At 56.9% G+C, this 12,864-nt stretch carries 15 protein-coding genes; 3 read left to right on the forward strand and 12 right to left on the reverse strand.

Translation table 11 applies throughout. From position 1 onward, the window contains the following. Positions 1-88 precede the first annotated feature (88 nt). Positions 89-1,546, forward strand: coding sequence for a membrane-bound lytic murein transglycosylase MltF (gene mltF / locus HP564_RS08055; protein WP_371241845.1), 1,458 nt, complete (start codon positions 89-91; stop codon positions 1,544-1,546). A gap of 31 nt (positions 1,547-1,577) precedes the next feature. On the opposite strand, the gene tadA is transcribed toward mltF, so the two are convergent. Both tadA and yfhb read right to left on the reverse strand, forming a co-directional pair. Then, positions 1,578-2,078: a tRNA adenosine(34) deaminase TadA gene (tadA, locus tag HP564_RS08060; protein ID WP_371241847.1), complete on the reverse strand. Its 501-nt coding sequence runs from the start codon at positions 2,076-2,078 to the stop codon at positions 1,578-1,580. A 71-nt stretch (positions 2,079-2,149) separates the two neighbouring features. Next, positions 2,150-2,788, reverse strand: coding sequence for a phosphatidylglycerophosphatase C (gene yfhb / locus HP564_RS08065; RefSeq protein WP_371241849.1), 639 nt, complete (start codon positions 2,786-2,788; stop codon positions 2,150-2,152). Positions 2,789-2,959: 171 nt separating this feature from the next. Between yfhb and HP564_RS08070 the strand changes: the two genes are divergently transcribed. Both HP564_RS08070 and HP564_RS08075 read left to right on the forward strand, forming a co-directional pair. After that, positions 2,960-3,799 (forward strand): MurR/RpiR family transcriptional regulator, encoded by an 840-nt coding sequence (locus HP564_RS08070; protein ID WP_371241851.1) that lies wholly within the window; start codon positions 2,960-2,962, stop codon positions 3,797-3,799. 50 nt (positions 3,800-3,849) lie between these two features. Then, positions 3,850-4,098: a YfhL family 4Fe-4S dicluster ferredoxin gene (locus HP564_RS08075; protein WP_371241853.1), complete on the forward strand. Its 249-nt coding sequence runs from the start codon at positions 3,850-3,852 to the stop codon at positions 4,096-4,098. On the opposite strand, the gene acpS is transcribed toward HP564_RS08075, so the two are convergent. From acpS to rseA, 10 genes are all read right to left on the reverse strand, one after another. Beyond that, positions 4,095-4,475 carry a holo-ACP synthase gene (gene acpS, locus HP564_RS08080; RefSeq protein WP_371241855.1) on the reverse strand — a complete coding sequence of 127 codons (381 nt, stop codon included), beginning with the start codon at positions 4,473-4,475 and terminating at the stop codon, positions 4,095-4,097. The genes HP564_RS08075 and acpS overlap by 4 nt on opposite strands. Then, on the reverse strand, positions 4,475-5,206 hold the full coding sequence (gene pdxJ / locus HP564_RS08085; RefSeq protein ID WP_371241857.1) for a pyridoxine 5'-phosphate synthase: 732 nt from the start codon (positions 5,204-5,206) through the stop codon (positions 4,475-4,477). Before pdxJ ends, acpS begins: the two co-directional genes overlap by 1 nt. A gap of 66 nt (positions 5,207-5,272) precedes the next feature. Then, positions 5,273-6,001 carry a DNA repair protein RecO gene (recO, locus tag HP564_RS08090; RefSeq protein ID WP_371241859.1) on the reverse strand — a complete coding sequence of 243 codons (729 nt, stop codon included), beginning with the start codon at positions 5,999-6,001 and terminating at the stop codon, positions 5,273-5,275. A gap of 4 nt (positions 6,002-6,005) precedes the next feature. Further along, positions 6,006-6,911, reverse strand: coding sequence for a GTPase Era (era, locus tag HP564_RS08095; RefSeq protein WP_371241861.1), 906 nt, complete (start codon positions 6,909-6,911; stop codon positions 6,006-6,008). A 45-nt stretch (positions 6,912-6,956) separates the two neighbouring features. Further along, positions 6,957-7,637, reverse strand: coding sequence for a ribonuclease III (rnc, locus tag HP564_RS08100; protein ID WP_081142359.1), 681 nt, complete (start codon positions 7,635-7,637; stop codon positions 6,957-6,959). 133 nt (positions 7,638-7,770) lie between these two features. Then, the gene (lepB, locus tag HP564_RS08105; protein WP_371241864.1) at positions 7,771-8,745 is read right to left on the reverse strand and encodes a signal peptidase I; all 975 of its coding nucleotides are present in this window, start codon (positions 8,743-8,745) and stop codon (positions 7,771-7,773) included. A gap of 9 nt (positions 8,746-8,754) precedes the next feature. Then, positions 8,755-10,554 (reverse strand): translation elongation factor 4, encoded by a 1,800-nt coding sequence (gene lepA, locus HP564_RS08110; protein ID WP_371241866.1) that lies wholly within the window; start codon positions 10,552-10,554, stop codon positions 8,755-8,757. 218 nt (positions 10,555-10,772) lie between these two features. Beyond that, the gene (gene rseC / locus HP564_RS08115) at positions 10,773-11,237 is read right to left on the reverse strand and encodes a SoxR-reducing system protein RseC (protein ID WP_371241868.1); all 465 of its coding nucleotides are present in this window, start codon (positions 11,235-11,237) and stop codon (positions 10,773-10,775) included. Then, positions 11,234-12,190: a sigma-E factor regulatory protein RseB gene (gene rseB / locus HP564_RS08120; RefSeq protein WP_371241871.1), complete on the reverse strand. Its 957-nt coding sequence runs from the start codon at positions 12,188-12,190 to the stop codon at positions 11,234-11,236. Before rseB ends, rseC begins: the two co-directional genes overlap by 4 nt. Further along, a complete protein-coding gene (rseA, locus tag HP564_RS08125; protein ID WP_371241873.1) occupies positions 12,190-12,843 on the reverse strand; it encodes an anti-sigma-E factor RseA in 654 nt (217 codons plus the stop codon). The genes rseB and rseA overlap by 1 nt, the downstream gene beginning before the upstream one ends. Between the last annotated feature and the right edge of the window lie 21 nt (positions 12,844-12,864).

The following is a 12,864-nucleotide window of genomic DNA, read 5'->3' on the forward strand; positions in this document are numbered from 1 at the left end:
CGCAAAATGCCCCTCGCTCTGGGAGTTAAAAAAAGATCAATACTGCCTTTAAAAGACAGAGGCCTTAGAGCCAGCGAGAGACAACTATTTGAAACGCCTAAAATTAAACTATCTGTTCGTCGGTCTGATCACCCTGCTACTGGCGATGGCCCTATGGCCATCCGTCCCATGGTACGGTCACGGTCAGGATGCGATATCGCAGATAAAATCACGGGGAGTACTGCGTATCAGTACCATAAATTCCCCACTGACTTACTACACCATCAACAAAGCCCCGGCCGGCATGGATTATGAGCTGGCGAAACGCTTTGCCACTTATTTGGGCGTAAAGCTCAAGGTAACGGTGCGCCCAAACCTCAGCGATCTGTTTGACGATCTCGACGACGGCAAGGCTGATTTACTGGCTGCAGGCCTGATCTATAACGATGAAAGGCTGATGCGTTACAGCACCGGGCCAGGTTACTACTCCGTTTCTCAGCAGCTGGTTTATCGCGTGGACAAACCGCGCCCGAAAAATCTTGGCGATCTGAAAGGACAGCTGCGGGTCGCGGCCGGTTCGGCCTATCTTTCCTCGCTGAAGGCGGCACGCGATAAGCAGTATCCCGATCTGAACTGGGTAATCTCTACCGACCAGTCGCCTAAAACGCTGCTGGAAGCGGTGGCTGACGGCAAGCTGGATTACACCATCGGTGACTCCGTGACCATTGCCCTGCTGCAGCGCATACATCCGCAGCTGGCCGTGGCGTTTGATGTCACGGATGAAAAGCCGGTCACCTGGTATATGCCCCAGAGCGACGACGACAGCCTTAACGCCGCCATGCTCGACTTCTTCAACGCGATGGGCGAAGAAGGCGTTATGGCACGCCTGGAAGAGAAGTATCTGGGACACGTCGGCACCTTTGACTATGTCGATACGCGCACATTTTTGCACGCGATTGACGTTACGCTGCCTGAAATTAAGCCACTGTTCGAAAAATATGCGGCCAGCATCGACTGGCGGCTGCTGGCGGCCATCTCCTACCAGGAGTCGCACTGGGACCCGCTTGCTACCTCCCCTACCGGCGTTCGCGGCATGATGATGCTGACGCGCAACACGGCCGACAGCGTTAACGTTGAGGATCGTACCGATACGGAACAGAGCATTCGCGGCGGCAGTCTCTATTTGCAGCGCATGATGGAGAAAGTCCCCTCCACCATTCCGGATGAGGAGCGCATCTGGTTTGCGCTGGCCGCCTATAATATGGGCTACGCCCATATGCTGGACGCGCGAAAACTCACCGCTAAACAGGGGGGGAATCCGGATAGCTGGGCCGACGTGAAGCTGCGGCTTCCCATGCTAAGCCAGAAGCGCTACTACGCGCAGACCAGCTATGGTTATGCGCGCGGCCATGAAGCCTATAACTATGTCGAGAATATTCGCAAGTATCAGCTCAGCCTGGTGGGTTATTTGCAGGAGCAGGAGAAACGGCTGGCTCAGCAGTCTGTGCTGGAAGCCGAGCTGGGCGGCGGTTATCCGGCAGTCGCGCCGGAAATTGCGATGAACTGACGTGCTGCCTGCGCTTGCCGCAGGCAGCGCGCTATAAGCCCGTTCCGCGCTGCGCCTGACGCAGCGCTTTTTTTTGCTCGCGCCGCATGCGGAAAAAGTCGCTCAGCATTGTCGCGCACTCTTCCGCCAGTATCCCGGTATGAAGAGTAATCTGGTGGTTCATACCCGGATGGCCCAGCACATCGATCAGCGATCCTGCAGCCCCGGTCTTCTCATCAGAGGCACCATAGACCAGCCGCGTGATACGGCTGTGCACCATCGCCCCTGCACACATTACGCAGGGCTCCAGCGTCACGTAGAGCGTGGTATTCAACAGACGATAATTTTCCAGCACCTTGCCTCCCTGACGCAGCGCCATAATCTCGGCGTGCGCGGTAGGATCGTGCTGGCCAATAGGCCGGTTCCAGCCTTCGCCAATCACGCGATCGCCCTGCACCAGCACCGCGCCAACCGGCACCTCGCCCTGCTTCCAGGCGAGACGCGCCAGCCGCAGCGCATGGCGCATCCAGTATTCGTCTTGAGGTTGATTCACGCAGGCTCACTCCCGGCAGCAGCAAAGCCGCGCATTATAGCGATCCCGCGCGCAGATTCGAAGATTAAACCCTACTCCAGCTGCTGAAGTTCACCACGCGGCGTGACGCGCCAGCGATGCTGGCAGAAAAACAGCAGCGGGTTATCCTGTTTGCTGTCGCTGTAGCCACTGTAGAGCTGAAGCGGCGTGCCGATCTTCTCTTCCAGCTGCGCCACTTTCTCGTGGCCAAGGCAGCGCATCGCGAGCACACGGCCGCCAAATCCGCGCTGCATCTGGCTGGCAATCAGCTTAACGCGCGGCAGAAAAGCCGAATCGTAATAGACCTGCTCTACCAGCGACTGCGGTGAGCCGGTAATCAGCCAGACGTCGGCATTATCACTGCCGAGATAGTCCGTCAGCCGCTGTTGCACCACGGGAAATGCCGTTACGCGCTGGCGAAACCACTGCGCAAAGGCCGCCTCACGCTGCAACAGCGTGCGCTCCGTACGGCCAAACGTAATCGACCAGAGCAGGAGACTCATCGGCCAGCGCGCCGCGCGCCCTTTGATAAGCAACCCCAGCCCGACAACCGGCAGCAGCGGCACCACCAGCAGCAGATTGAGCGGCTGACGCCACAGCAGATAACGCATAAAAGTGCCAAACATATCCTGCTGATGTAAGGTGCCATCCAGGTCAAAAAACACCACGCGACGTTGTGTACCTTTGGTCAAAAAACGCTCCTTTTCCGTTTTGTTTGTCACACTGCTATTGAGTGTAGTCATCAACCGCCGCAGCGGCGACGGCTGCAATTTTTAATTCCAGCGACTACAATGCCAGATGAATAGTTTATTCTTCCGCTGCACGCTGCATCTTACGATACGATTTCTAAATGAGGACCAGGCATGAGCTCATTGCTGCGCATCCGTCAGCTCTATCCGCGTCTGGCGCTGAATGAGCGTCGGCTGGCTGATTTTCTCTTGTCACAACCCGATCGGGCGCGGCATCTCAGTTCGCAAAAACTGGCTGAAGAGTCAGGCGTCAGTCAGTCGAGCGTGGTGAAATTTGCGCAGAAGCTGGGCTATAAAGGGTTCCCTGCGCTCAAGCTGGCACTGAGTGAATCGCTGGCAGACCGTGATGCGATTACGGTGCATAACCATATTCTCAGCGACGATTCGCTCAAAACTGTCGGCGAAAAGCTGCTGGCTGAAAAGCTGTCAGCCATCCGCGCCACGCTGGATATCAACAGCGAGGAGAAGCTTACCGAGACGCTGCACCTGCTGAAAAACGCCCAGCGCATTGTGCTGGTCGGTATTGGCGCGTCAGGACTGGTCGCCAAAGATTTTTCCTGGAAGCTGATGAAAATCGGCATCAATGCGGTGGCTGAACAGGATATGCACGCGCTGCTGGCAAGCGTGCAGGCGATGCGGCCCGGCGATGTGCTGCTGGCCATCTCCTACACCGGAGAACGTAAAGAGATCAACCTGGCGGCGCAGGAAGCCGTACAGATAGGTGCCTGGGTGCTGGCCTTTACCGGGTTTACGCCTAACAGCCTGCAACAGACGGCAACGCACTGTCTCTACACGGTGGCAGAAGAGCAGAGCACGCGCAGCGCGGCGATCTCATCGACCACTGCACAGCTGGCGCTGACTGACCTGCTGTTCATGGCGCTGGTGCAGAACGATCCGGAACGCGCCGCCAGCCATATGCGGCACAGCGAGGCGCTGGTTAAAAAGCTGAATTAGGCGGGGAACAGGAGTATAATCTCGCCGTTTTTAGCTGATCAGGTGAAGAAATGGCGCTGTTAATTACCGCCAGGTGCATTAATTGCGATATGTGCGAACCCGAATGCCCCAATCAGGCCATCACGCCTGGTGCAGATATCTATCAGATTGATGTCAGCCGCTGTACAGAATGCGTTGGTCATTACGATACGCCAACCTGCCAGAGCGTTTGCCCTATCGACAATACCATTACTGTTGATCCACAGCACATCGAATCACGCGATGCGCTGTGGGAGAAGTTTGTGGTGCTGCACCACTAGTTTTCAATGATAACCGTTGCGCAGGCGTAATGGCGCTCATCGGCCAGCGTCACGTGTACGTGCCTGACGCCCAGCTTTTCCGCCACGTCGCAGGCGTGATTGAAAAAACGCAGGCCGGGTTTGCCCAGCGCATCGTTGTACACCTCAAACTGGTTGAAAGCTAACCCGCCGCGAATGCCGGTACCAAAGGCTTTTGCCGCTGCCTCTTTGACCGCGAAGCGTTTAGCCAGAAAACGCACCGGCTGCTGATGACGCTGATACTGCTGCCACTCTGCTTCGCTCAGTACACGACGCGCCAGGCGATCGCCGGATCGCTCAATCACTCCGGCAATCCGCTCAATCTCAACGATATCGGTACCCAGTCCAAGAATGGCCATTAGCGGCGCGCTTCCCGCATCAGCAGCTTCATCTCTTTGACCGCATCCGCCAGGCCACTGAACAGGGCGCGACCAATAATAGCATGGCCGATATTCAGCTCGTGCATCTCCGGCAGCGCGGCAATGGGTTGCACGTTGTGGTAAGTCAGGCCATGACCGGCGTTCACCTTCAGCCCCAGGCTGGCCGCGAAGGTTGCGGCGTGGCGAATACGCGTCAGCTCAGTCTCACGCGCCAGGCCTTCTGCTGCCTCCGCGTAGGCGCCGGTATGAATTTCGATATAGGGCGCGCCGCTGGCGACCGCCGCCTCAATCTGGCGATGATCGGGGTCAATGAACAGCGAAACCAGAATGCCCGCCTGACTCAGCTGCGCCACCGCCGCATTGATTTTATCCTGCTGACCCGCCACGTCGAGTCCGCCTTCGGTCGTTACCTCTTCCCGTTTTTCCGGTACCAGACAAACGAAGTGTGGTTTGATGTCACAGGCTATTCCTACCATCTCGTCGGTAACCGCCATCTCCAGATTCATGCGCGTCTGAATGGTGTCGCGCAGAATTCGCACATCGCGGTCGGTGATATGGCGACGATCTTCACGCAGATGCACGGTGATGCCCTCTGCCCCCGCCTGCTCAGCGACAAACGCTGCCTGCACCGGATCGGGATAGTGTGTGCCGCGGGCGTTACGTACCGTGGCGATATGATCGATGTTGACCCCTAACAGCAACTCAGCCATGACAATCCTCAGGTTAACTATGTCGAAAAATCAGAGTGTACCGCGCCTCAGCGCGCAGGCACAGCGCTATGGCCCCACCGCGTCGGGCCGCTTCTTTGGCACGAACTGGCGAAACAGCTCGGTGCTCTTTAGCGGCTTGCCGCCGAGGTAGGGCTTCAGGGCGATGCGGGTAAAGCGTTTGGCGGCCCGCAGCGTGTCGGCATCCGGAAAATCGCGCGCCCACAGCGCGCGAAGCTGGCGTCCGGTAAAGCTGCGCTGGCCCGTCACCAGACTGGCGATAAAGCCCTTCTCTTCACGGTAGCTGTAGGTCATGGCGTCGGTCACGGGTTCGCCGCTACCGGCACAGTGAAGAAAATCGACGCCGTAACCAAGATGCCCCAGCAGCGCCAGTTCAAAGCGGCGCAGCGCCGGTTCAGGCGAGCTGTTCTCAGCCGCCAGCGCCTGCAGGCAGTTAAGGTAGTCAAAGAAAAGTTCTGAGAAAGGAAATTCCTGCTCCAGCACGCGTGACAGCAGTTCATTAACGTAGAGACCGCAATAGAGCGTGATGCCGCTGAGAGGCAGCGCCAGCGATACCGCTTCGGCTTTGGTCAGCGTTTTGACTTCGCCGCGTCCGGTCCAGCGAACCAGCAGCGGCGTAAAGGGTTGCAGCGTGCCTTTAAGCTGCGATCGGCGCGCCCGGGCGCCTTTCGCCAGCACCCTGACCCGCCCATCGCTTTCGCTGAACAGGTCGAGCAGCAGGCTGGTTTCGCTGTACGGGCGACTGTGCAGTACAAAGGCGCGTTGCCAGCCTTCCATCGGATCAGAGGTCGTCTACATAACCCAGGCTGCGCAGCGCACGTTCGTCGTCGGCCCAGCCGGATTTAACCTTGACCCACAGCTCGAGATGCACTTTTGCTTCAAACATCTCTTCCATGTCTTTACGTGCTTCAATGCCGATGGTTTTAATTTTGGCGCCTTTGTTGCCAATTACCATCTTTTTCTGCCCTTCACGTTCGACCAGGATCAAGCCGCTGATGTCGTAGCCGCCGCGCTCGTTAGCGATGAACTGCTCGATCTCAACCGTTACCGAATAGGGCAGTTCAGCGCCGAGGAAGCGCATCAGCTTCTCGCGAATGATCTCTGACGCCATAAAGCGCTGTGAGCGATCGGTAATGTAGTCTTCCGGGAAATGGTGATCGGCCTGCGGCAGGCGCTTACGCACAATGGCCGCAATGGTATCCACGTTTTTTCCGTTCTCAGCGGAGATCGGCACGATGTCGAGGAAATTCATCTGCTGGCTCAGGAACTGCAGATGCGGCAGCAGGATGCTTTTATCCTGAATGTTATCTACTTTATTGACGGCCAGCACCACCGGCACTTTGTTATCGCGCAGCTTGTTGAGCACCATCTCATCGTCTGGCGTCCAGCGCGTGCCTTCCACCACAAAAATGATCAGTTCCACGTCGCCAATAGAGCTGCTGGCCGCACGGTTCATCAGGCGGTTAATGGCGCGTTTCTCTTCCATGTGCAACCCGGGGGTATCCACGTAGATGGCCTGATATTCGCCTTCAGTGTGAATGCCCATAATGCGGTGGCGCGTGGTTTGTGGCTTACGCGAGGTGATCGACACCTTCTGTCCCAGCAGCTGGTTCAGTAAGGTGGATTTGCCGACGTTGGGTCGGCCGACAATCGCGACAAAGCCGCAATAGGTATTCTGTTCGCTCATTCGAGTCCTGACTTTTTCAGCGCCTGTTCAGACGCCGGGATATTGCTATTCGAGACCAAGCTTAATTAACGCCTGTTCAGCGGCAGCCTGTTCTGCTTTACGGCGGCTGGAGCCTACGCCCACCACCGGTTCAGCCATGCCACTCACCTGACAGTGAATGGTGAATTCCTGATCGTGGGCTTCGCCACGCACCTGCACCACCAGATAGGACGGCAGCGGCAGATGACGCCCCTGCAGATACTCCTGCAGGCGGGTTTTCGGATCTTTTTGCTTGTCGCCTGGGCTAATCTGCTCAAGGCGGGTCTGATACCAGTCGAGGATCAGTTTTTCCACCGTCTGGATATTACTGTCGAGGAAGATGCCGCCAATCAGCGCTTCCACGGTATCCGCGAGGATGGATTCGCGACGAAATCCGCCGCTTTTCAGCTCGCCCGGTCCCAGGCGCAGACACTCACCGAGGTCAAACTCGCGCGCCATCTCTGCCAGCGTGTTGCCACGCACCAGCGTCGCACGCATGCGGCTCATATCGCCCTCGTCAACCCGGGGAAAGCGATGATAGAGCGCGTTGGCGATCACATAGCTGAGAATGGAGTCGCCAAGAAATTCCAGACGCTCGTTGTGCTTACTGCTGGCGCTGCGGTGCGTTAGCGCCTGTTGCAAGAGTTCCGGATGAGTAAAAGTGTAGCCCAGTTTGCGCTGAAGCTTATTAATGAGGATGGGGTTCATGCGATTCCAGTTCTTTTGTGCGTCTGTGACTCTGCATACGAAACAGGGCTGACTTTCCAACGCAATCTGTTTCGTGTGCAGTGGCCTCCCGCAGGAGGCCAACCGTGTTGCCCTTTTATCCGGGCCAGATTGATCAGTGAATGCCGCCGATACGACTCAGACGAACACCTGTCGGCCACTGACCCTCTTGCTTATCGAAGCTCATCCAGATGGCAACCGCCTTGCCGACCAGGTTACGCTCCGGGACAAAGCCCCAGTAGCGGCTGTCAGCGCTGTTATCGCGGTTATCACCCATCATGAAGTACTGACCCTGCGGCACGATCCAGGTCGCCTGCGGCTGGCCCGGCTGTTGATAATACATGCTCGCCTGACTCTGCGCTTCGTTTACCAGCAAAATATCGTGCGTGACGTTGCCCAGCGTCTCTTTACGGGTGCCGAGACGCAGTCCGCCGCGCATGGTTTCGCCCGGCGCAACCTGATAGAAGCCGTTACCGGTTTCGTTGCCGTCAAACCCGCTGAAGGTCTGGATGAAGTTGCTCGGCTCAACGTGGGTGTAGGTGACCGGCAGCGCGCTGGTGCAGCGCTGGCCAGCAGCACAGTTCGGGCTGATGGTCAGCGTTTTGCTGTAGGGATCAAACACCACTTTGTCCCCTGGCAGACCGATAACGCGCTTGATGTAGTCCAGGCTCGGATCTTTCGGGTATTTGAATACCGCAATATCGCCGCGCTGCGGATGACCAGTCGGGATCAGCGTTGTCTGGGTGATCGGATCCTTAATCCCATAGGCAAATTTCTCTACCAGAATAAAATCCCCAATCAGCAGCGTTGGCATCATCGAGCCGGACGGGATCTGGAACGGCTCATAGATGAATGAACGCACCACAAATACCACCAGCAGCACGGGAAAGACCGAGGCAGTAGTCTCTATCCAGCCGGGCTGACCGTTGATCTTTGCCAGGGTTTTGCTGTCCAGCGTATTGCCTGCTGCAGCCTGCGCTTCCGCCCGTTTAGCCCTGCGAGCGGGTGCCCATTTAAAGCGGTCGATACACCAGACAACGCCCGTTACCAGCGTTGCAATCGCCAGAATCAGGGCGAACATATTAGCCATGGGAAATCCTTATTTGCTGTCCTTACCGACATGCAGAATGGCGAGGAAGGCTTCCTGCGGCAGCTCCACATTACCAACCTGCTTCATGCGCTTTTTACCTTCTTTCTGTTTCTGCAGCAGTTTCTTCTTACGGCTGACGTCGCCGCCGTAGCACTTAGCCAGTACGTTTTTACGTAGCTGCTTCACGGTAGAGCGGGCAATGATGTGGGTGCCGATCGCCGCCTGAATCGCAATATCGAACTGCTGACGCGGGATCAGATCCTTCATTTTTTCCACCAGCTCACGACCACGGTACTGTGAGTTATCGCGGTGGGTAATCAGCGCCAGCGCATCCACACGCTCCTGGTTGATCAGCACGTCAACGCGTACCATGTCAGAGGCCTGGAAACGTTTGAAGTTGTAATCCAGCGACGCATAACCGCGCGAGGTGGATTTCAGTCGGTCGAAGAAGTCGAGCACCACTTCTGCCATCGGGATGTCATAGGTCAGCGCCACCTGGTTACCGTGATAAACCATGTTGGTCTGCACACCGCGCTTTTCCACGCAGAGCGTAATCACGTTACCCAGGTATTCCTGCGGCAGCAGCATGTGACATTCAGCAATCGGCTCGCGCAGCTCTTCGATGTTGTTCAACGGCGGCAGCTTAGACGGGCTGTCTACGTAGATGGTTTCCCCCCCGGTGGTTTCCACTTCGTACACCACGGTCGGCGCAGTGGTGATCAGATCGAGGTCATACTCGCGTTCCAGACGCTCCTGGATAATCTCCATGTGCAGCAGGCCGAGGAAGCCACAGCGGAAGCCGAAGCCCAGCGCGGTAGAGCTTTCTGGTTCATAGAACAGAGAGGCGTCATTGAGGCTCAGTTTGCCGAGCGCGTCGCGAAACGCTTCATAGTCGTCAGAGCTTACCGGGAACAGCCCCGCATAAACCTGCGGTTTGACTTTCTTAAAGCCAGGCAGCGCTTTGTCCGCCGGGTTGCGAGCCAGCGTCAGAGTATCGCCTACGGGCGCACCCAGGATGTCTTTAATGGCGCAGACTAGCCAGCCTACTTCACCGCAGTTCAGTTCGGTGCGGTCGACCTGCTTCGGCGTAAAGATCCCCAGACGGTCAGCGTTATAGACCTGGCCGGTGCTCATCACTTTAATTTTGTCGCCTTTGCGCAGCGTTCCGTTTTTCACGCGGATCAGCGAGACAACGCCGAGGTAGTTGTCGAACCAGGAATCGATGATCAGGGCCTGTAACGGCGCATCCGGAGAGCCTTCCGGCGGCGGAATATCGCGCACCAGGCGCTCCAGTACATCAGGGACGCCAACGCCGGTTTTCGCCGAGCAGCGCACCGCGTCGGTCGCGTCGATGCCCACGATGTCTTCGATCTCCTGTGCTGCACGCTCAGGGTCGGCAGCAGGCAAATCGATCTTGTTGAGGACCGGCACGACTTCCAGATCCATCTCAATTGCGGTGTAGCAGTTTGCCAGGGTCTGTGCTTCGACGCCCTGTCCTGCATCTACCACCAGCAGTGCGCCTTCACAGGCGGCCAGCGAGCGCGACACCTCATAGGAGAAGTCGACATGCCCTGGGGTATCGATGAAATTGAGCTGGTAAGTCTCGCCGTTGAGGGCTTTATAATCGAGCGTCACGCTCTGCGCTTTGATGGTAATGCCGCGCTCGCGCTCCAGGTCCATGGAGTCGAGTACCTGTGCCGCCATCTCACGATCGGTTAAGCCGCCACAGATTTGAATCAAGCGGTCAGAGAGCGTCGATTTACCATGGTCAATGTGCGCGATGATGGAGAAGTTTCTTATGTGCTTCATTTATATGAATATCTTCACGTAGAAAAACAGTTAAAAACCTGAGCACAGACACATTCAGGAAGATCGCTCTTAACCCACAATCTTGTCAGCCTCATTAATGACGACGCATATTACACTGTTAAGGCCGCGCATAAAAGAATGGAACGTTGTGGAATCGCAACACTTTTTGGCGGGAAACAGACAGCAAAAGGCCGCGATGTACGCGGCCTGGCAGAGGATCAGGCTTCGCTTTCCACACGCAGTGCGTCAGGCGGAAGCGCCACACTCAAAATGACGGGCTGGAAGGCAGCGCGGTCGCCCACTTTTAGCGACACGCCCTTTGCCACAATAAAACCGCCGATGCCCCCAAGGAGCGCGCCGCAGGCCGCCGCCAGATCGCTGTGAAACAGCGCCTGAAACAGGCCCGCCAGCAGGAACAGACCGAACAGGGGGGTCATATAGACCAGCAGCGCTGAACCGAGCAGACTACTCTCTTTAATGCCCAGCTCTACGCGCTGACCCGGCTGCAACGGCTTTTCGCTGACGATACTCATCACGTGAGCATCTTTTGGCCCCAGCTTGTTCAGCATATGGCTGCCGCAGCCTTTGCGCGCCGAGCAGCTGTTACAGGAGGTTTTCGCCTCTGTATGCAGCGTCGCGATGCCATCCTGCCATGCCACCACGGTGGCCCATTCTCTCATCATCGTTGTGACCCCAAATCAATACTGTCCGCAATGCGTTTTGCTGTCGCAGGCGGCAGTTCGCCTACAACAGTGATTTCACGATTATTGCGCACTTCAGTCTGCACCGTACGACGTCCTGTGCGCAATGTCTGCGAAATGCTGCTTTTATCGACCGGGGTAACGTTGATGGCAAAGCTAAAAAGTCCATCGCTGTAGAGCCGCGACTCCACGGTTTTATTCATGGCCGGGATTTCACGACGGTTTTGCGAAACCAGCGACATGCCTGCAGGCAGCCAGGCGGGCTGCCAGTCGAGCGTCACCTTTTCACCTTCCGGAACAGAGAGCGACGGCGGCAGATTAGCCTTTTCCAGCCCCTGCATTAAGTTGCGCACCCCTTCGTCTACGGCAAAACTGATGACGCGGAACTGTTCCAGCGTTTCACCGTCGCGATCGAGCAGATCGATACGCAGCGGGAGTTTAGTCTCTACATCCAGCCATACAACATAGCTGTAGCGTGTGCCGTCACGAGAGACGATGCGTATGACTTCGCACAGCTGGTCGGCAATACGCGAGCGGCCCACCGGAATAAAATCCCAGGCGCTGGAGAGTTTGGAAAAGTCGGCGAAAATAGGCGACGGCAAAGCGTCAATGATGTGGTTGCCGGGCAGTGAGAAAGGATCAAGCCCCGGTTCGAAATAGCTGATGTCGCTGCCGCGCTGAATAACCTCGCGTCGCGGACCGTCCATCTGTAACAGCTGAGCATAAACGCGATTATCGATCACGGCGTGACGATAGCGCAGCGACTCAATGCCCATGCGCGACACGTTAATGTAGGCGAATTCGTAATTAAGGGTCTGGCTGGCCTGCTCCATCTGCTGTAACAACGCCCCGGACGCAGATGTCTGCGCCGGGGCGGTAGATGACCAAAGCAGGCTGCCTGCCAGCAGGCTAACGGCACACCAAAGCTGCTTCATTACTGCTGTTGAACACCTAATGTCTGATTACCGGGAACGTTCACCTGTGCCTGCTGCGGTGCAGGCGTTTCAAACTGCAGGCGATCAGAGTGGAGACGGCGTTGCAGTTCATAATCCTGCAGCATCGCATTAACGCGACGGCGCTGCTCCTGCACCTGCTGGTTCGCCCCACCGGTGTCGAATGCATCGGAAGGAACACCCAGGCTAACCGGTGACGCCTTGCCCATCATCGGCAGCGTGTTAAATACAGGCGAATCTGACGGCTCAGCGGTCGTTCCGCCTGGCTGGTTATAGTGCTGAACGCCAACAATGACCGCCAGCGAAACGCATGCCGCCACGCCAACCTGCGTCAGCTGTGCTGCCCAGGGACGCATTATGCGCCAGAATGGCATTTTTACCACGCTGGCCGGTTCAGGTTGCGCTTCTGGAATCAACGCCGTGACGTTGCGAGCCGGTTCCTGTTCAAGGGCCGCTGCGACGCGCGCAGAAATATCGAAGTGCAGCACATCGCCCACATCGCCGCGCATGGTATCGCGGATGAGATGATAGCTTTTCCAGCGCTGTTGCAGTTCTGCATCCTGAGATAGTGCTGACAACAGCGCGCTATCAAGCGCTTCGCCATCCATCAAAGCGGAAAGTTGTTCTTTCTGCATGCCTATGTACCCTTCCAGTAG

The organism is Pantoea sp. KPR_PJ, assembly GCF_041386365.1.
Taxonomy (GTDB): domain Bacteria; phylum Pseudomonadota; class Gammaproteobacteria; order Enterobacterales; family Enterobacteriaceae; genus Pantoea.